Origin of the sequence: Dinoroseobacter sp. S124A (assembly GCF_049801015.1) — a bacterium.
In the GTDB taxonomy this organism is placed as follows: Bacteria; Pseudomonadota; Alphaproteobacteria; order Rhodobacterales; family Rhodobacteraceae; genus Dinoroseobacter.
In genome coordinates, this window is sequence record NZ_JBNAGD010000003.1 from 253,786 (window position 1) to 273,148 (window position 19,363).

Annotated in this window: 13 protein-coding genes; 9 read left to right on the forward strand and 4 right to left on the reverse strand. The window is 60.0% G+C overall.

Annotated features, from left to right (window positions below; all coding sequences use genetic code 11):
- Positions 1-313 precede the first annotated feature (313 nt).
- The 4 genes from ACP15I_RS09035 (at position 314) to ACP15I_RS09050 (ending at position 6,066) form a co-directional block, all read left to right on the forward strand.
- Complete coding sequence (locus ACP15I_RS09035; RefSeq protein WP_424974803.1) at positions 314-1,000, forward strand: sugar transferase; 687 nt, start codon at positions 314-316, stop codon at positions 998-1,000.
- A gap of 165 nt (positions 1,001-1,165) precedes the next feature.
- On the forward strand, positions 1,166-3,577 hold the full coding sequence (locus ACP15I_RS09040; RefSeq protein ID WP_424974804.1) for a tetratricopeptide repeat protein: 2,412 nt from the start codon (positions 1,166-1,168) through the stop codon (positions 3,575-3,577).
- 112 nt (positions 3,578-3,689) lie between these two features.
- Positions 3,690-5,291 carry a VPLPA-CTERM-specific exosortase XrtD gene (gene xrtD, locus ACP15I_RS09045; protein WP_424974805.1) on the forward strand — a complete coding sequence of 534 codons (1,602 nt, stop codon included), beginning with the start codon at positions 3,690-3,692 and terminating at the stop codon, positions 5,289-5,291.
- A gap of 148 nt (positions 5,292-5,439) precedes the next feature.
- Positions 5,440-6,066 carry a rhomboid family intramembrane serine protease gene (locus tag ACP15I_RS09050; protein WP_424974806.1) on the forward strand — a complete coding sequence of 209 codons (627 nt, stop codon included), beginning with the start codon at positions 5,440-5,442 and terminating at the stop codon, positions 6,064-6,066.
- Here ACP15I_RS09050 and ACP15I_RS09055 read toward each other — a convergent pair.
- Together ACP15I_RS09055 and ACP15I_RS09060 are read right to left on the reverse strand one after the other, a co-directional pair.
- On the reverse strand, positions 6,060-9,314 hold the full coding sequence (locus ACP15I_RS09055) for a translocation/assembly module TamB domain-containing protein (RefSeq protein ID WP_424974807.1): 3,255 nt from the start codon (positions 9,312-9,314) through the stop codon (positions 6,060-6,062). The genes ACP15I_RS09050 and ACP15I_RS09055 overlap by 7 nt on opposite strands.
- Complete coding sequence (locus ACP15I_RS09060; protein ID WP_424974808.1) at positions 9,311-11,101, reverse strand: autotransporter assembly complex protein TamA; 1,791 nt, start codon at positions 11,099-11,101, stop codon at positions 9,311-9,313. The genes ACP15I_RS09055 and ACP15I_RS09060 overlap by 4 nt, the downstream gene beginning before the upstream one ends.
- Before the next feature lie 198 nt (positions 11,102-11,299).
- On the opposite strand from ACP15I_RS09060, the gene ACP15I_RS09065 reads away from it, so the two are divergent.
- From ACP15I_RS09065 to ACP15I_RS09085, 5 genes are all read left to right on the forward strand, one after another.
- On the forward strand, positions 11,300-12,118 hold the full coding sequence (locus ACP15I_RS09065) for a flagellar motor protein MotB (protein ID WP_424966283.1): 819 nt from the start codon (positions 11,300-11,302) through the stop codon (positions 12,116-12,118).
- A gap of 83 nt (positions 12,119-12,201) precedes the next feature.
- Positions 12,202-13,512 (forward strand): flagellar hook protein FlgE, encoded by a 1,311-nt coding sequence (locus ACP15I_RS09070; RefSeq protein ID WP_424966284.1) that lies wholly within the window; start codon positions 12,202-12,204, stop codon positions 13,510-13,512.
- Between the two features lie 24 nt (positions 13,513-13,536).
- Positions 13,537-14,994: a flagellar hook-associated protein FlgK gene (gene flgK / locus ACP15I_RS09075; RefSeq protein WP_424974809.1), complete on the forward strand. Its 1,458-nt coding sequence runs from the start codon at positions 13,537-13,539 to the stop codon at positions 14,992-14,994.
- A gap of 2 nt (positions 14,995-14,996) precedes the next feature.
- Entirely contained in the window at positions 14,997-16,007 is a 1,011-nt protein-coding gene (locus tag ACP15I_RS09080) for a flagellin (RefSeq protein ID WP_424974811.1), read from the forward strand.
- On the forward strand, positions 16,004-17,107 hold the full coding sequence (locus tag ACP15I_RS09085; protein WP_424966287.1) for a flagellar basal body P-ring protein FlgI: 1,104 nt from the start codon (positions 16,004-16,006) through the stop codon (positions 17,105-17,107). Before ACP15I_RS09080 ends, ACP15I_RS09085 begins: the two co-directional genes overlap by 4 nt.
- On the opposite strand, the gene recF is transcribed toward ACP15I_RS09085, so the two are convergent.
- Complete coding sequence (recF, locus tag ACP15I_RS09090; RefSeq protein ID WP_424974813.1) at positions 17,104-18,189, reverse strand: DNA replication/repair protein RecF; 1,086 nt, start codon at positions 18,187-18,189, stop codon at positions 17,104-17,106. The genes ACP15I_RS09085 and recF overlap by 4 nt on opposite strands.
- Positions 18,190-18,195: 6 nt before the next feature.
- Entirely contained in the window at positions 18,196-19,314 is a 1,119-nt protein-coding gene (gene dnaN / locus ACP15I_RS09095) for a DNA polymerase III subunit beta (protein ID WP_424974814.1), read from the reverse strand.
- Positions 19,315-19,363 lie beyond the last annotated feature (49 nt).

Genomic DNA, 19,363 nt, shown 5'->3' on the forward strand with positions numbered 1-19,363 from the left:
GCTGTCGGTTTCAGCACGCTGCAGCGTAGCGTGAAAATATTCAAAATTCGCCCAAAAATAACAACAAACGCCGACGTAGCGGCAGTTTAACCATGCACATATAAAATTTACAATCAAGTTTAACTGATAGTTTTGTGCGTGAAATCAGTATATTACGGCGTTTTTCCGCGTGATCTGGCTTTCCTCAGGCCTTGGCAGACTCCGCCGCACGTGCTTAGTTAGCGCTGTCTTAACGATCTACAGAGTTTCAAAGATCAGTGTGTGTGGCGCGTCTCGAATTTCTGCAGACGCTGAATGGTGAGTGAAGAGTACCATGACGATAAGAGCGAACGACATTTCAGGTAGCACCCCGGTCTCCGCGATTGCAGTAGGGACCACCGCCTCCTCCAAGAACCGCCTTTACCGCAACGCAGGCAAGCGAGCGCTGGATATGGTGCTGGTTCTGGGATCCGCGATTTTTGTGGCGCCTGTTATTCTTCTTCTCGCGGCCCTGGTCGCGCTTGATGGACATAATCCTTTCTACTGGCAATCTCGCGTCGGCCTGAACGGGCGGAGCTTCCGGCTGTGGAAACTGCGCACGATGGTGCCGAAGGCGGACGAGAAGCTTGAGGCGTATCTCGCGGCCAACCCTGACGCCCGCGAAGAGTGGGACACGACCCAGAAGTTGAAATCGGACCCGCGGATCACGCGTGTGGGCCGGATCCTTCGCAAAAGCTCCCTTGATGAACTGCCGCAGCTGATCAACGTGCTGCTTGGCGACATGTCCTTGGTCGGGCCGCGTCCGATGATGGAAGCCCAGCGTGAAATGTACCCGGGCAAGGCGTATTATCGCATGCGCCCCGGTATCACCGGCACCTGGCAGATCTCGGATCGCAATGATTGCAGCTTCCGCGGCCGGGCTCAGTTCGATGATCTCTACGAGCAAAAGATCACTCTGCGGGAAGACGTCCGGATCCTGAAGCAGACCTTCTCCGTGGTCTTCCGCTGCACCGGATACTAATAAACCCTTAGGGGTTGGTCGCTATATGTCGCAGAACTGCACGAATTCGTGCAGTTCTTGCCGTGGCTAGACCATACTTGCACTGCTACACTGGCAAGAACGGCGAGAGAAACGCCAGTGAGAATTGCGGAGAGTAGTTGTATGAGATTTGCTGGTTCAGTTCGCTTGGCGATCGGCGTCCTTGGTGTGTTGGCGCTTGCCGCCTGTGACACTGCCGAGGAGCGCGCGGAAGAGCACTATCAAAAGGGGCTCGAACTGATCGAGGCTGGCGATGCCGACCGCGCTCTGGTCGAATTGCGAAATGTTTTCAATCTGAATGGCAACCACCGGGATGCGCGCGCGCTCTATGCAGCCACCGTGCGCGACATGGGCCGAACGCGTGAGGCCTTTGGGCAGTATCTCCGCCTGGTCGAACAGCATCCGGATGATCTCGAGGCGCGCCTTGCCCTCGCGAATCTGTCGATTGAAGGCCGCACCTGGGAAGATGCGGCGCGCCATGCTGCCCGGGCCAAGGAACTTGCGCCGGACGAGTTCGAAGTGCAGGTGGTCGACCTGGTGGTGCGCTACCGCGAGGCTGGACTGGCGAATGACGATGCAACGCGGGCCGAATTGCTGGCAACGGCTCAGGAGATGCTGGAAACCGCGCCGGACAAGCTGACCCTCCATAATGTGGTGATCGACGGAGCCATCTGGCAACAGGACTTCGAACTGGCTCTGGCCCGTGTCGATGATGCGCTCGGCCATCACCCGGAAGAGCAGCAGCTCTATATGCTCCGCCTCGCCGCGCTTGAGCAGCTGGGAGACATGGATGGCATCGAAGAGCAGCTGGTCGCGCTGGCGCAGCAATTCCCCGATGTTGAGCGGTACCGCCGGCTGGTTTTGCAGTTTTATCAACAGCGTGGCGAGCCGGAAAAGGCCGAAGCCTTTATCCGCAGCATTGTCTCCCCCACGGATGAGGACCCGGCGGAATACGTCGCGTTTGTGCGCTATCTGCGGGATACGCGGGGGATCGAAGCGGCCGTGGAAGAGCTCCAATCCGCCCTGGAGCAGGCTCCGGAATCGGCCGTTCTAAAGGCACTGCAAGCCTCCTTGATCTTCGATTCCGGCCAGCGCGATGAAGGCATTTCCCGGATGCAGGCTCTGGTAGATTCGGATGAGGGATCCTCGGATGCGCTGCGCTTCAAGGTGGCTTTGGCGCAGATGCTGCTGGCCACGGGCAACGAAGTCGGCGCGCGAAAGCTGGTCGAAGAGACGCTTGCCGAGGATGTCAGCAATGTAGATGCCATCAAGATGCAGGCCGCATGGCTGATCGACGGCGATGAGACCGAGCGCGCGATCAGCCTTCTGCGCACCGCTTTGGACCAGACGCCGGACGACCCGCAGATCATGACGCTGATTGCCAATGCGCATTTGCGCAACGGCGATCGGGAACTCGCGCGGGATCTTCTGAGCCTTGCCGCGGACACATCCTCCTTTGCACCGGATGAGAGCCTGCGTTATGCGCAGTTCCTCGTTGGCGCTGGCGAGCTTCTGGGGGCCGAAGACGTCCTTGTGAACGCATTGCGTCGGTCGCCCTCCAACCTGCGACTGCTGGCCCTCCTTGGCGATGTGTATGTCAGGCTGGAAGATTGGTCTCGTGCCGAACACGTGGAGCGTACCCTGCGCGGGCTTGAAGAGCCTCAGGCCAAGGATGCTGCGGATGCCATCCGTGTCGCCATTCTGGACGGTCAGGACCGCAGCGAAGATGCCCTTGATTTCCTTGCCCAACTTGCGACTGGCGAAGATGGAAATTTCCGGGCCTTGACCGCGGCGGTCCAGTCGCTCATCGCGGCGGGTGAAGTCGAACAGGCGCGGGCGCTTGTCCAGGATGCGATCGAAATCGACCCGGACCGGTTTGACCTCAAGTTTCTCGATGCCGCGCTGGAAAGCAGTGCCGGTGATCTGTCGGTCGCCGAGCAGACCTATCGCGAACTGATTTCCCGTGAGGAAGCGAATGAACGCGTGTGGGTTGAGCTTGTGCGCGTCCTCAACCGTGCGGGCAAACCTGGTGAGGCGGGGCTCATGCTTGACCAGGGACTTGAAAAGTTCCCGGATGGTCCGAACCTGCTCTGGGCAAAGGCCTCAACGCTGGAGCAGCAGAACGATTTCGAAGGAGCGATTTCAATCTATGAACAGCTCTATGCGATCTCTAGTCGCTCGACCATCGTGTCGAACAATCTGGCGAGCTTGCTCTCGACCCATCGTGGGGATGAGGCCAGCATCGAGCGGGCCTATCGGATCGCGCGTCGCTTGCGCGGGACAAACAATCCGGCGTTCCAGGACACCTATGGTTGGCTTGCCTATCAGCGCGGCCGCTTCGACGAGGCCCTGACCTATCTCGAGCCCGCCGTTGCTGGCCTGCCTCAGGATCCGCTGGTTCGGTTCCATCTTGGCATGACCTACCTCGCTGTGGACCGGACGACCGAAGGGGTCGAGGCGTTGCAGACCGCGATCTCTCTGGCGGGTCCTGATGATGTGCGGCCACAATTTGAGATTGCTCGTGAAGAGTTGAACAAACTTGAGAGCGCAGGGCAGTGATTGCTCCGCGAATCCATGTATGAAACGTCAACGTTGCGGTTCGAGTACCGCAACGTTGAACTGACGCGTAAATAACGGCCCCCCGTGTGTACTAGCCTTTAGGTGATTGTGAATGTCGACGTTAACAGAAAGCATAAGTTCCGGTCGCGACCGGCTGCCAGTTAATTTACCCGGTCTGTTGTCATTTGGGCTCCTTCTGGCTGTCTCCGTCCCGATTTTCTGGATGGGGTTCGTCTCGTTGTTCAACGCGTGGGGCACGCCTGAATACAGTCATGGACCTCTGATCCCACTGATTTCTCTGTATCTCTTCCTGCGTGAATTGCGGGACAAGCCGCATGCGCCCGAGGGCGAAGCCAAGAAGAGATGGCCAGGGATCCTTGTGATTGCCTTTGGCCTTCTGATTGCCTTTGCCGGAAACCTGGCGCGTATCCCGGATATCATCACCTATGGCTTTATCATCTGGACCGGCGGCGTTGTCCTGACCGTGTTCGGCTGGAAACAGGGTATCCGTCATCAATTGCCTGTCTTCCATCTGGTCTTCATGCTGCCGCTGCCGCAATTCGTGTACTGGCAAATGACGATGTTCCTGCAGGGCATCTCATCCGTTGTTGGGGTCTGGTTCGTACAACTCGCCGGCGTTCCGGTGTTCCTCGAAGGGAACATCATCGATCTCGGCGTCTACAAGTTGCAGGTGGCGGAGGCATGCTCGGGTCTGCGTTACCTCTTCCCGATCCTGTCGTTCTCCTATCTCTTTGCGATCCTGTACCGGGGACCCTACTGGCACAAGGCGGTGCTCCTGCTGATGGCAGCCCCTCTCGCGGTGTTCATGAATTCGGTCCGGATCGGCATCATCGGTGTGATGGTCAATTCCTATGGCATCCAGCATGCGGAAGGATTCATGCACTTCTTTGAGGGCTGGGTCATCTTTGGATCCTGTATCGCGATCCTCTTCCTGATGGCGATTGCCCTGCAACGCCTGACCCCGAACCCTCTGCCGCTCAGCGAGGCGATTGATCTCGACTTCAACGGGCTTGGCGCCGTCAGCGCGCGCATCCTGTCGATCCCGAACTCTGTTGCGATGATGGTTGGTACGGGGATTGCTGTGGTGACCACAGCGCTGTTCATTGTCATCAATCCCGGTCCGGCCCCGGCAATCGAACGGGATCCGTTCGCGATCTTTCCCCGCCAGATCTCTGAGTGGCGGGGCGTGCAGGTCCCGCTCGACACCCAGATCGAACAGGTGTTGGGGGCAGATGACTACATCAACGCCAACTATGTGAACCGGGAAACCGAAGATACGATCAACTTCTTTGTGGCCTTCTATCACAATCAGACAGAGGGCAGCGGGATCCACTCGCCGGAGGTTTGCCTCCCTGCCGGCGGCTGGGAGGTGTTCAGCCTCGATCCCTACGAAGTGTCTTTGCCCGAAACGTCCTATGGCACGTTTAATCTGAACCGCGCGGTGATCCAGAAGGGGCTCTCCAAGCAGCTGGTCTATTATTGGTTCGAGCAGCGCGGCGAGCGCTTTACCAATGACTACTCCGCCAAAGCAGCTGTCGTGTATGATGGTATCTTCGAAGGTCGGACCGATGGCGCGATGGTGCGCTTCGTGACCCCGATCCGCGGTGGCGAACCGGAGAGCGCGGCAGACGATCGTCTCAAGAGCTTCATGGAGGAAACTCTGGTTAAGCTTCCGAGGTTTGTTCCACTTTGAAGTCCAGCGGATTGCATCTAGGGTGTTCATCAGGCGCTAGGTCCTGATGAGCATCCAGATGAACGAGACGAGCAGACCATCACCCGCTCACACCATCCAAACGGGCTCATCTGACCTCAAAGCTTCCAAGAGCCCGGCTGCGACGGCGATGCTTGTGCCTGGCGTGCTAATCGCGATTTGCGTGCTGGTTGAGGCGATTTTTCAGATCGCCAATCTCGGTCTGATCGACCATCCGCGTCTGCGGGCCGAAGTGCTCGAGTATCTTGCCTTCTGGCCCGGTCTGCTGCGCAGCTGGCAGGCAAACTACCCCCTTCAGCCTTATGCGATGTTCTTTTCTTACGGGTTCCTGCACGGCGGGCTGCTGCATCTCTTGCTGAACATGGTCACGCTCTATTCCCTGTCCAAGGCGGTCATCCAGCGGGTCGGGACAGTCAAGTTCATCGCGCTTTACACGGTGGCCATTCTCGGCGGCGCGGTGGGCTACTGGCTCCTGACCTCCAGCCTTCGTCCGATGGTGGGCGCGTCCGGAGCGCTTTTTGGCCTCGCCGGTGCGATCGTCGCCTGGGACTATCTCGACCGCTACCTGTTCTCCGAGGGGCTGCTGCCGGTGCTCAGAACCGTGCTTTTTCTTATCGGATTGAACCTGGCCTTGTGGTGGGCGATGGACGGACAGCTGGCTTGGGAGACCCATCTCGGCGGTTTCGTCGCCGGGTGGATCATGGCCATGCTGCTGGATCCGACGGGGCGACCGCCGCCCGAAAGCGACGCTCAGTAATCTCGTTCGAAAAACAGGCCGATGCTACTGTTATCGGTACCTGCGGTCCCCCGCGCAGTGAGTGAATCCGTCAGCTCAACGTTCAGGTCGATCTCGGTCTCGCCTTCATTGTTGATGTTCACATTGGTGTAGACGTCGTCAGAGATATACTTGCCCAAACGCAGGTTGGTCTGACCGTCATCTTCGGTCGTCAGGTCCAGATCATCGAGACCCGCCTCCTCGCGCAGGGCGTTGAAGAACCCGAGCCCGGTGCCGTTGCGCGCGGCCACAAGCGAGTTCGCGAGCTGCAAAGCCTGAAGCGGGCTCAGACCCGAAACCTCGGAGTCAAACAGAAGCCGCGACAGCACTTCGTCCTCGGGGAGGGTCGGTGTGGACTCAAAACTGACCTCGGGCTCATCGGCCGGGCCGGAAATGATCGCGGCAACCTCGTAGTCGTCGGTCTCGGTGCTCGCAACGAAGCGGATATCCGGCACGATCGACGCCGTCAGCAGGATCTCGCCTTCGGTCAAATCCAGCCGCTGGCCAAGAATATCGAGCCGTCCACGCTGCAGCTCAAACTCGCCGACAGGGCGCGGATTTGCGGAGGTTCCGGAAATCTCAACATTGCCGCCCAGTTCGGCGTCGAGACCAAACCCTCGGACGAAAATCCGCGTGGGAGAATTGATAAAGAGGTCAAGCCCAAGCACCGGGCCGCCTGCCCCACCGGCCGAGGGGGGCTCTGGTTGCGCGGCCAACCCGGCATGGGAAAGCGTCCGTTCAACACCCTGTGGCGCGCCGACATGGCGAACCCCTTCCAAGGTGCCCACTGTACCGCCGCCATCCGGAACGCGGATTTCGGTTTCGGCGAGGTTGATTTCGCCAGACAGGACCGCACCACCGGTGAGCGGTCCGTCGAGGGCAATCGCGCCATCGATCCGGGTGGCGAGAAAGCCCTGCAGTGCAAAGCGCAACCTGTCGATATCGATGTCGAGCGCGGCTTGCTGTGGAGGGGTGAGCCCCAGCGATCCCCCCAGCGAGATTCGCCCGCCCCGGTTGCCGCGCCCAGAAAGGTCGAGGGTTGTGGTGCTGCGTTCAAGACCGATCGTACCGCCCAACTGCTCCAGCGCGAAGCCGACGGTTGGGTCGGCCACGCGCCCATTTTCCACCCGCAAGGTCGCGGTCACCGCATCGAGCCCAAAGGGGCCATTAACCGACACGTCGAACCCAATGGCGCCGCTTGCCGTTCGGGGCGACAGGAAGGGCTGCGCGAGTTCCATCCGAACAGTCCCGTCCAGAGTCAGATCTGCTGTCGCGAAGTCCTCGGCAACCGAGCCGCCGACATTCAGCCGCAAGCCGGCTGGTCCGGATCCGCTGCCATCGACGGTATAGCCCCCTGCGCCACTGCGCACGGTGCCGGAAAACTCGGCGGCACCGGGAAAGCCCGGCACGATGCGCGCCAGCGAATCCAGCGCAAGCGCGATGTCGAGATCCGTTTGCGCGTTACTGCCGCCGCCAGTCGCCGACAGGTTCAGCGCTTCGGTCTCTATGAGGGCCTGGCGGATCGAGATCCCGTCCGTGTCCCGTGACCCCGAAAAGGCAAGATCTGCGCGCCCGCCCAACAGGTTGTCTGCCTCGGCGATCCCGGTCTTCAGGTCGCGACCTTGCCCCGAAACTTCCAGATCGAACATCCCACTCAACAGGGTAGCGGTCCCGCTCAGGTCCAGATCCACCGCGCCTTGCAGCGCCTGCCCCGTCAGAGCCGCAAAGCGTGACAGGTTTGGCGCAGAGAGCGCGATACCCCCCTCGAAATCCACGCCTTCTGCGAGGTTTGCGAACATCCCGTCGAGGGAAAGTTCCACATCCCCAGCCGCGATCGCGGCTTCGGAAATGGTCAGAGGCGCTTCCTTCTGCCAGTCGAAGGCCGCGTTGAAGGCCACCTCGTCCCCGGCGGCCTGTTGAAGTTTCGGATCCCCCAGGACCACGCCATCCGCACCACCACTCAGACGTCCGGAGACGGCCCCGAGGGTTTCCCCTTCGGGCAGGGTCAGCTCCCCCGCGCCGCGAAGATCGACGCTTTCAATCTCGAACGCGCCTTGTTGCAGATCGGACATGGCGATCACTGCGGACCAGATCGACGCCGCCGTGCGGTCGTAGGAAACGTTGACATAGGCCGATGTTAGCTCGGTTGGAGTTCCCGGAATCGGCAGGCGCACGGGGGTCCCTTCGGCGGCCGCCAGACGGGCGACGAGGGTGATCTGTTCGGGCCATTTTGTTTCCGATAGGGCCAGCCGCGTGCGCATGTTGAAGAGTGAGCTCTGCAAATGCAGCCGCGGGACACTGATCGCACCATTGGCAAAGAGCACAGTTTCGAAGTCGAGGCCGGTTTCCGGGCCGAAGAAGCCCTTAATGTCCTCGGTGACCAGAGGCCGGATATCGCCCGACAGCTTGGCCTGTATGGTCCGGTCGACGCCCTCCGCGCCCTCGGCCTCAGCTGCCAGAAGGCGCACGATCCCGCCCAGCCGCGTGCTGTCGGCTGTGTCGAACCGAACATCTGCTTCGAAATCCGACAGCAGCCCCCGCCCGGTGACCGCCAGCTCCAGCGCCGGTGCCCCGGGTATCCCAGTCTTCCGCGACAGCAAACCGCCTTCGCGCCCCTTCGCGTCGAGGATCACGACAAGCTCTTCGCTGCTGTTCTCGAAACTTGCGTTGAGGTTGAGCAGCGTCCCGTCCACGTCGGTCCGTTCCAGATCGAGCGCAATGGCACCGTTGCCATTGGCCAGGGTCAGCCCGCCGACCAGTTTCGCAACAACCTGTTCGCCGAGAATGGCCTCTTCGAGCACAATCTCCTCGGCTGCGATGCGCTCGATTTCAACCGAGACGGGCAGTTCAGGCAGCTGAAACGCGAAAGGCTCGGCCTCGGCGCTGGGCAGTTCCGGATCCTCAGGGGCTGCGGCGGGCAGGCGGAGCAAGGTGATCCGAGCGGCGGCCAGCTCATTGGCACGTATACGGCCTCGCAACAGCGCCGTACGGGTCCAGTCCAGTTTCGCATCCTCGATGATCATCCAGGGGCCATTTGGATCGGCGAAGGTTAGGCGTTCGATCGTAGCCGTCGAAGACAGTGCGCCGCTTAGCCCGTCGACGGTGACTTCCAGGGTATCGCTGGACAGGCTGCGTTCGAGAAGCCCTTCGAGTCCGCCCTTTTTATCCTGTGCGATTGCGCTCAGAGGCAGCCAGATCAGGCAGACGAGAGTAATCAGAAATCGTGTCAAAACGCTTGCCCCAGGCCGAAGTAGAATTGCACGCCGTCATCGGTGTCGCCGCCGACCGGAGCGGCAATATCCACCCGGATCGGGCCGACAGGCGTGTCGTAGCGCAGGCCGATCCCTGCGCCGCTATGACTGTCACCGCTGCCCGTGAAGACGTCTCCATCCGTGATCAGACCGTAATCGAAGAACCCGACTGCCCCGATCGCGTCGGTGAAGCGATAGCGTGCCTCGAGAGAGAGCCCGGCGAAGCCCTCGCCGCTGGACAGACTGCCATTGCGTTCAACGCCAAGAGATTCAAAGGGTTGACCGCGTACAGTGCCACCCCCGCCCGAGAAGAACAGATAGGATTCCGGAACCGATCCCGAGGTTGCGCCAAAGACGCTGCCCAATTGCCCGCGCACGGCCAGGGTCAGGGCGTCGTCCTCTATGAAGGACTTGTAGTACCGCGCATCCAGTGTCGAGCGGACCCCGTCATCCGCATCACGCTCTCCGACAAAGGGGAAAACCTCGCCGCTGATGAACGTCCCGGCGCGGGCATCGGTGACGATGTCGCGGGTGTCGTAGGTCGCGCCGACCGGTGTGCCGAAGATGCGGAAACGCCGCTTGCCGGGCTTCAGGTCGGTCTTGGTGGCCGAGAGCCGGATCCCACCATAAAGGAATAGCTCGTCGCTCAGCCGATAGTTGAACCCCGTGTCGAAGGTCAGAATGTCTTCGCGAAAGGTCGAGTTCGCCTCGCGCGAGATGTCCAGAGACGCTCGGAAATCAGCCTCGGGGGCAAAGACCGCCGGGCGCAGGAAGGAAACCCCGAACGTGTATTCGAGCTCCTTGCCCTCTTCGAGCTGCTGGGTCAGGTCGGCGTCAAAGCGCAGCCGTTCCCCGCCTCCCAACAGATTGCGGTGGAACCAGAAACCCGAGACCGAGATGCCATCGCTGCTGCCGATTTCGGCGCCAAAGCCAAGGCGGCGCGGCTTTTCTTCCTGCAGCTCGACGATGACGTCGATGGTATCATCGGGGTTCGGGGTCTCGGCCTCCTCCACAACGACGAAGCGAAAGGCCCCGGTGCGCGAGATCCTGCGTTGGATCGTCTCGAGATCATCATCGGTAAACAGGGCGCCCGTCGGAAAACCGGCCATGGCCCGGATGCGCTCGGTGCGGACATCCTCATTCCCGGTAATCCGCATCTCGCCAAAGGTCAGGCGTGGGCCCGGGTCGATATCGATATCCACATTCAGCGCGTTCTCACGATGGGCCGCTGTCACGCTTTGACCCGTGAGTTTCGCCTTCGCATGGCCCACATCCCGCCAACCCTGGATCGAGGCATCTGCGGCCTGCTTGATCAACCCGCTGCGCGCCAGCACGCCGGAGCGGAAATCCTCGGGCAGTTCCGTACCCGGCGCGGTGGGGTCCACGACTGCGCGCCCGAAGGTAAAGGGTTTGCCAGGCTCGATCTCGACTTGGACCGTTCCGACCGAGTCCGGAATCTCGAAGGGAGAAAGCTCGGCTGCCTCGCGCCCATCCACCTGGATCGAGACGACCCCTGAATAGTACCCGTTCCGGTACAGAACCGAGAGATAGCGTTTGTAATCCGCCTTGGCCGCGGCCACGAGATCTTGCGAGGTCGAACTCTCTTCTTCCAGAACCACGCGCACCAGCGATGCGGCTCTCAACGCGTTTGACAGGTCTTCATCGATGAAAGAGGTCGAAATCTGCAGCTCTTGGGCCTGAACGCCCGTGATGGCGACACCGGTCACCACCAAAAGTGCACCGATCCGTGCCCGCACTCGCCCCATCACCCATCCCATCGCACTCTACCTGTTCGCCTCGCTCCTGCATCAGGCATACCCCATCGCGGCGCGCACGCAAACGGCTGAGACGGGCTGAGCACGGGTTTAACCAATTGGTCAATAAAGGGCGCATTTGAACTGTTAGGTCCACCTTAACAGCCTGCGGGCTAAAACCGGTCTTGGGTGAAGTATAGAGGTGATGCGATGGGTGGGGACCTTCCCGCACCAGTCATCATCAAACGTAAAAAGGTTATCGCAGGCGGCGGCCACCACGGGGGTGCGTGGAAAGTTGCCTATGCGGACTTCGTGACCGCGATGATGGCCTTTTTTATGTTGATGTGGCTGCTGAATGCAACGACCGAAAAACAACGTAAGGGGATCGCGGATTACTTCAATCCGACGATCCCGGTGAACCGGATCTCTGGCGGTGGCGAGGGCATGTTCGGGGGGGATAACATCTTCTCCGAGATGACTTTGGCACGCAGTGGCACGGGTGGCACCGATCGGACCAATGGGTCGGCATCGGCCCGTGCCGATGCGGAAGCCGAGGGCGCACGCCTGCAGGCTTTGTCAGAGGACCTGTTGGGGTTGAGCGGCGAGAGCGACGTGGCCGAGCAGCTCAAGCGTCACGTGACGACGCGGGTGACCGATCGCGGACTCGTGGTCAATCTCTATGATCAGGACGGGGCCACAGTGTTTGTGCCCGGTGGGAATGAGCTCACGCCTTTGGGCACCGCGCTGCTTCTGGTCGTGGCGGAGGTCTTCAAGGTGGTGGACAATGGGCTGACGGTCACTGGCCATGTGCCGAGTCGCCCTGTGGTTCTGCGCGAAAACGACGTCTGGGAAGTCTCGACCGAGCGGGCGCATGTCGCGCGCAAGTCGCTTCAGGAGGCCGGATTCCCGGCGGAGCGGATTGTCATGGTTTCGGGACAGGCAGATCGCAAGCCGAAAGCCTATCCAGATATATCAATTCAAAACAACAGGTTGGAGATTGTCTTGCTGCGTTCGAGCCATTCCAAGTAAAAAAGAAGGCCAAATTAGGGCGCCTTTAACAGCTTCGGTTCCAAGTTCCGATCATCGGAGTCGATGCTGCAGAAAGGCGCACAATGACTATTTCTTCTTCTTTGAATGCGGGTGTTGCCGGACTTAATGCGAATGCGACGCGTCTGGCGACCATCTCGGATAATATCGCGAATTCGTCTACCTATGGCTACAAGCGGGCCGAGGCGGATTTCCAGTCCATGGTTATCACGGACAATGGCAGCGGCAGTTATTCTGCCGGTGGTGTCCGGGCTACGACCACACGTGTGATTGACGAACGAGGGCCCTTGGTCGCGACGTCAAATTCCACCGACCTTGCTGTCGCGGGCAGTGGCATGTTGCCTGTGACCACGATGGCTGCGGTGGAAAACCCGAATGGAAACTACCCTCTCAATCTGATGACGACGGGCTCGTTCAGCCCGAATGAGGATGGGTATCTGACAACGGCAACGGGTATGGTCCTCATGGGATGGCCCGCGGATCCGGATGGAACGGTCCCGGACTTCCCGCGGGATACTGTCGCCGGGCTTGAACCGATCGAGGTGACCTACAACCAGTTTGCCGGCGATCCGACGACGCTGATGGATCTGAACATCAACCTGCCTGCGGATGCGACCAAGGCCGATTCCGGGGCTGAGCCGATCATCATGCCGATGGAGTATTTCGGCAATCTCGGGACCTCCGAGACCCTGACCGCCACCTATACGCCGACTATTCCGGCGTCTGGGGCATCGAATACCTGGACCTTGTCGATCACGGATTCCGCATCCGACGGGGCTGTGATTGCCGAGTTCGAGTTGGTCTTCAACACGGGCCGCGACACAGGCGGTAGCCTAGCATCTGTCACGGCGCTCTCCGGTGGTTCCTACAACGACACGGAAGGTACTCTGGATCTGACCGTGGCAGGTGGCCCGATCTCTCTGGAGATTGGTGGGCTTGGCGGGTCTGGCGTTCCGACCAAGATGACGCAACTGTCCGATACCTACTCCAGCGATTACGACAAGAACGGGACACCTGTGGGTGGGCTCACAGGAGTGCGTGTGGATGAGAACGGGATGGTGAATGCCATCTATGACAACGGGGCCACGCGGACGATCTACCAGATCCCGCTCGTTGATGTGCCCAACCCCAACGGTCTGATGTCGAAAGACAATCAGGCGTACTCGGTCTCTTCCGACAGCGGCGCCTTCTTCCTCTATGACGCAGGAGATGGTCCGACCGGAGACATCGTGGGGTTCGCTCTGGAGGAATCCACAGCGGATGTCGCGGGTGAACTGACCCGGTTGATCACGACACAACGGGCTTATTCCTCGAACGCGAAGATCATTCAGACCGTTGACGAGATGTTGCAGGAAACGACCAACATCAAACGCTGATAATCATCAGAAAAGGACCCTTCCATGTCCGTCACGACTGCTCTCAACAACGCGCTTTCTGGCCTCACGGCGGCCAGCAAGGCCGCGTCCGTGGTGTCCGCGAACATCGCCAATGCGAATACCGAAGGCTACGGCGTGCGCGAAATGGAGCTGTCCTCTGCGTCGCTTGGCGGCCAGGGGGCCGGGGTCAGGGTCGATGGCGTGTCCCGCAGCGTGGACGAGCGCGTTCTCGCGGATCGTCGCGCTGCGGATGCCGCCTTCGCCAATGCGGCAACGCAAGCCAGCTACTATGCGAGCATCGAAGCCGCGATTGGCTTGCCCGGAGATGCCGGATCTCTGTCGTCCGAGCTTGCCAAGTTTGACGCGGCATTGATCGAGGCGGCGAGCCGTCCGGACTCGGACGCGCGGCTGTCGAGTGCGGTTGCCGCCGCAGACAGTCTGGCAATCACGTTGCGGGATCTGAGCGACGGTATCCAAGCCGAACGTCTGGAGGCTGAAAAGCAGATCGCCTCCCAGGTGGATGTTTTGAACACGTCGCTGTCTCAGATCGAAGACCTGAACAAAGAGATCCAACGCCAAGTCTCCAATGGGAATGACGCTCTGGCGCTCATGGACCAGCGCCAACTCCTGATTGATCAGGTCGCTAGCATCGTACCAGTGAATGTTGTCGACCGGGACTTTGGACAGGTTGCGCTGATTTCCGATGGGGGAGGGGTTTTGCTCGACGGGCGTGCGGCGGAGTTTGTCTTCGAGGATGTCGGAGCGATCGTGCCCGACATGACCGTGGAGGGCGGTGGGCTTAATTACATCGAAATGAACGGAAATCCGGTTGATACGAGTACGAGTATCAATCCGCTGAAGGGGGGATCTCTCGAGGCCCTCTTCGAGGTTCGCGATGAATTGGCGGTATCGGCCCAGCAGGATGTCGATGCGGTTGCCAGAGACCTGATCGAACGGTTTGCCGATCCCGCTGTTGACCCGACGCTGGCGCCTGGGGATCCCGGGCTCTTTACGGATGATGGGACTGCGTTTGACATCAGTATGGAAACGGGGCTTGCCGGGCGCATTTCGATCAACGCCCTTGTGGACCCGAAGCAAGGAGGCGAATCGTGGAGGCTCCGTGCCGGGCTTGGCGCGACGTCCCCCGGAGAGGCAGGTGCGGGCACCATTCTCTTGTCATTGTCAGACGCGTTGAATGACCCGCGCGTGACATCCTCGGGGTCGTTCTCTTCTGTTCCGCGCGCTGCATCTGAGCTGGCTAGCGACTTTCTCTCCAAGATCGGGACTGCGCGCCAAGCCTCTGACGGAGAGGTCGCCTACACATCCGCAAAGTGGGAAGCGCTTCGGACGCTTGAACTCGAACGCGGTGTGGATACGGATCAGGAGCTGCAGAAGCTTCTGGTCATCGAAGATGCCTACGCGGCGAATGCGCGTGTTATTCAAACTGTCGACGAGATGCTCGACTTGCTCCTGAGGATCTGACCATGATTTCGACCTCCATCGGTGATCTCGCGCAAACCATGTCCAACCGCATGCAGATGACGCGCTTGAAGAGCAATCTCGGTACTCTGACCTATGAAATGTCATCGGGGAAGAAAGAGGATATCGCCTCCGAGGTGCGCGGCGAATTTAGCGCGGTCTCCGCGCTCGAGGGCTCCCTGAAAACACTGGCAGCCTATGAGAACTCCGTGACCGAAGGCGTTCTGCTGTTTGACACAGCTCAGGCGTCCCTGACATTGATCAACGATTTGACCGTTGAAGCGGGTCCCAACCTCATTCTTTCGAGTGAGGTGTCTGATCCCGCAATGCTCAAAGCGGCCGGCGAGGATGCCGAGCAGAAGCTGGCAACCGTTGTTTCCGCGTTGAACGTCTCCGTATCCGGGCGCGCGATCTTTGGGGGGGCGGCGACGGATGGATCGCCCTTGATCTCTGCTGAGGAGATTATGGATGAACTGACCGCCCTCGTTGCGGGTGCGCCAACGCCGGCAGATGCGCTCGCGCTCGTCGATAGCTGGTTTTCGGATGCGGGGGGAGGTTTTGAAACCCTTGCCTATCAAGGGTCTGCCGATCCCATGACCGCAATCCCGGTCGGGCCCGATGAGCGGCTTGCCCAGAGTATCACAGCGGCGGATCCGGCTATTCGCGAGGTGATGTCGTCCTTTGCAAGTGCGGCGCTCGTGGCCAGAGGCGCGTTCGACGGTGATGCGCAACTGCAGGCGGACCTGATTGGTGCTGCCGGTGAAGCGATGCTCAGTTCCGAAACCGGGTTGTCGGTGATCCAAGCTGAGCTCGGGGCGCAACAGGCGTTTCTGGATGGCGTCAGCGGTCACCTGGATACGCAGAAGAGCACGTACCAGATGGCGCTGAACGAGATTTACGCCGCAGACCCTTATGAAGTCGCGACTCAACTCGAAGCCGTCGCGCTGCAACTTGAGACGATGTATGCGGTGACATCGCGTCTCAGCAGTCTTTCGATGACCGAGTATCTACGATGATCAGGTCTCTTTTGTCTTGGCTTTTGTGCCTCTGCCTCGCCACGCAGAGTTTCGCAACGCCTATCCGTCTCAAGGACCTGGTTGAGTTTGATGGCGTCAGGGGGAATGATCTGGTCGGCTATGGCCTCGTGGTCGGGCTCAATGGAACGGGGGACGGTATTCGAAACGCGCCGTTCACCGAAGAGATACTGGGAAATATTCTGGAGCGTCTGGGCGTAAATGTCTCGGGCGAGCAGTTCCGCCCCAAGAATGTCGCAGCCGTAATCGTGACGGCCGAGTTGCCGCCCTTCGCACGCGCGGGCAGTCAGATTGACGTCACCGTTTCAGCGATTGGCGACGCCAAAAGTTTGCTCGGCGGTACGCTGATCATGACACCTATGAACGCCGCTGACGGGGAGATCTATGCGGTTGCTCAAGGTACCATCATTGCTGGCGGGGAATCAGCCCGTGGCGGCAATGAAGAGATCGTTACGGGGGTTCCGACGGCAGGGGTGATCCCATCCGGCGCCCGCGTCGAGCGGGAGGTCGATTTCGAGTTTGGCGAACTGACTTCCTTGAGGTTGGCCTTGCGTGCACCTGATTTCACGACGGCCTCGCGGATTGAGACCGCTATCAATGCCTTCTTCGAAAGGCAGGTGGCGCTGATGCTTGATGCAGGTACCGTGGAGATCGATATCGCACGAACACGTCTACGGTCCGCCGCACACGCAATCGGGCGCATCGAAAACATCCTTGTAGAGCCTGAGTTGCGCGCGCGTGTGGTGGTGGATCAACGCTCCGGCACCATCGTGATGGGGGAAGATGTCCGTGTCTCTCGCGTCGCGGTGTCTCAGGGAAACCTGACCATTCGGATCGAGGATCGTCCGGTGATTGCGGTGCCAAACCCCTTCTCGACTGCGGACACGATTGTCGTCCCCAGGCAGGAAGTGGAACTTGACCGTGAGCCAGGCATTGGGCTTGCTGAAGTTCAGGAAGGCACAAATCTGTCTGAAGTCATTGCAGGCCTGAACGCGCTGGGCGTTGCTCCGAGGGACATGATCGATATCCTGAAAAGCATCAAAGCCGCCGGTGCGCTCCACGCGGAGTTCCTGGTGCGCTAAGTCGCAGTGTCGCGGACTTCGACGAACTGTGCGCGCTGAGCAAGGCCTTGGAAAAGATCGCTTTCCGTACCAGTCAGCCAGGCCTGTGCACCCAATGCGCAAATCTCATCATAGAGCGCCAGCTGCCTCTCATGGTCAAGATGCGCAGATACCTCGTCGAGCAGGACCAATGGTGGCGATGCGTTCATAGACCGCAATGAACGAACCACAGCCAGGATCAAAGAAATCAGGAGTGCCTTCTGTTCTCCGGTCGAGCAGTCTTGGGCGAGCATCCCTTTTGCCGAGTAAAGGGCTGTCAGGTCATCGCGATGCGGTCCGCTAAGCGTCCGACCAGCCAGCAGATCCCGATTTCGACCCGACTGCAGGGCATCCTTTAGGCGTGCGCTCTCCGCAAGAACGCGACCCCCATCCGGGCCGGCCAGTCCGAGCCCGGCCGAAGGAAAGCAGTCATTGGTATCATCTTGAGCCTGGGTGATCCGATCCAGCGTGTCCAATCGGTTGGCGACGATCTGTGCGCCGGAATGCGCCATCCGATCTTCGAGCGCGTCATACCAATGGGGATCCCGAGCCCCATCTTTGAGCAGCCGGTTGCGATCGCGCATGGCCTTTTCGTAGCTCAGAACTGATTTTCCGTGATCTGGTCGGAAGTTCAGCGTGAGGCGGTCCAAAAACCGGCGTCGCCCCTCGGAAGCTTCGGTCCACAGGCGATCCATTGCCGGAACGAGCCAGACCACGGGCACCAACGCGCCAAGCGCAATCTGCGGCTTCGCTTTGCCATCAATCCTGACAGTACGGGCTACGGCATCTTCGCTGCCGGTTTCCACTACATGGTGGTCTTGGCCCTTCGCCACATGCGCGGTGATCTTCCAGCCAATGGCTTCGGGCTGACGGGCCAGCTGATTGGACTTTGCCCTGCGCAGTCCACGACCTGGAGACAACAGGCTAAGCGCCTCAAGTATATTGGTTTTACCAGCGCCATTTGGCCCATAGAGGACCACCGGGCCTGGCTCCAAATCCAGCTTGAGCGATTTGTGGGATCGAAAATGGGAAAGGTGAATATGCTCGACCGCTAGCTTCGCCACACGCGATCACACCCGCATGGGCATGACGACGTAGACTGCTGAAGAATCGCCGCCTTCGCGCATCATCGTGGGGTCAGCGGCGGAGTTGAAGAGAAACACGGCGTTCTCACGATCAACCTGGCTTGCGATCTCCAGAAGGTACTTCGCATTGAAACCGATCTCGAGCCGCTCATCGCCATAGGCCACGGCAAGCTCCTCTTCAGCGGCGCCGCTATCGGGGGCGTTGACCGACAAGACCAAACGATCTTCGTCCAGCGCCAGCTTCACGGCGCGAGACCGTTCGGAACTGACCGTTGCCACTCGATCCACAGCCTTGGCAAACTCAGACGCATCCACTTCGAGTTTGCGCGAATTCCCCATGGGGATGACCCGGGTATAATCCGGGAAGGTGCCATCGATCACCTTGGAGGTGAGCGTAATCTCGGGGGTCGCGAAACGGACTTTCGTTTCAGACACCGACACGGCGATCTGCGCGTCATCGTCTTCCAGGAGTTTGCGAAGCTCTCCCACGGTTTTGCGGGGGACGATCACGCCCGGCATTGTCTCGGCCGCATCCGGCAAGTCCGTATCGATGCGCGCCAGTCGGTGTCCATCGGTTGCCACACAGCGCAGGCAGCGACCGTCCTCACCATCCGCGACATGCATGTACACACCGTTGAGATAGTAACGGGTTTCTTCGGTCGAAATCGCGAACTTGGACTTTTCGAACAGCCGCCTCAGAACCTTCGCGGGGGCCGCGAAGTTGCTCGTGTATTCCGCCGTTGTCATCACAGGGAAATCTTCGCGGGGCAGGGTCGCGAGCGAGAAGTTCGACCGTCCGGCGACAACTTCCAGCCGTCCCTTGGCACTGTCATCGATCAGTTGGACAAGCGCACCATCCGGGAGTTTCCGGACAATTTCGTGCAGTGTTACGGCCGGCACGGTCGTCGCCCCCGCGCGCTCGACCTGCGCAGAGACCCGATCCACCACCTCGATATCCAGATCCGTGGCGCGAAAGCTTACGGCATCGCCCTCGGCCTCGATCAGCACATTCGCTAGGATCGGAATGGTGTTGCGCCGCTCGACAACCGATTGCGCCTGGCTAACGGCCCTAAGAAGAGTGGCCCGCTCGATGCTGATTTTCATAGCGTTGTCCTATGCCCCCCGGGAGCGCTCGAGCCTAAGCATTCTTGCA

Bases quoted from the DNA above. Each gene is read 5' to 3' on its own strand.
- ACP15I_RS09035 (WP_424974803.1), top strand. From the start codon at position 314: ATGACGATAAGAGCGAACGACATTTCAGGTAGCACCCCGGTCTCCGCG.
- xrtD (WP_424974805.1), top strand. From the start codon at position 3,690: ATGTCGACGTTAACAGAAAGCATAAGTTCCGGTCGCGACCGGCTGCCA.
- ACP15I_RS09050 (WP_424974806.1), top strand. From the start codon at position 5,440: ATGCTTGTGCCTGGCGTGCTAATCGCGATTTGCGTGCTGGTTGAGGCG.
- ACP15I_RS09060 (WP_424974808.1), bottom strand. From the start codon at position 11,101: ATGGGGCGAGTGCGGGCACGGATCGGTGCACTTTTGGTGGTGACCGGT.
- ACP15I_RS09065 (WP_424966283.1), top strand. From the start codon at position 11,300: ATGGGTGGGGACCTTCCCGCACCAGTCATCATCAAACGTAAAAAGGTT.
- ACP15I_RS09070 (WP_424966284.1), top strand. From the start codon at position 12,202: ATGACTATTTCTTCTTCTTTGAATGCGGGTGTTGCCGGACTTAATGCG.
- flgK (WP_424974809.1), top strand. From the start codon at position 13,537: ATGTCCGTCACGACTGCTCTCAACAACGCGCTTTCTGGCCTCACGGCG.
- ACP15I_RS09080 (WP_424974811.1), top strand. From the start codon at position 14,997: ATGATTTCGACCTCCATCGGTGATCTCGCGCAAACCATGTCCAACCGC.
- ACP15I_RS09085 (WP_424966287.1), top strand. From the start codon at position 16,004: ATGATCAGGTCTCTTTTGTCTTGGCTTTTGTGCCTCTGCCTCGCCACG.
- dnaN (WP_424974814.1), bottom strand. From the start codon at position 19,314: ATGAAAATCAGCATCGAGCGGGCCACTCTTCTTAGGGCCGTTAGCCAG.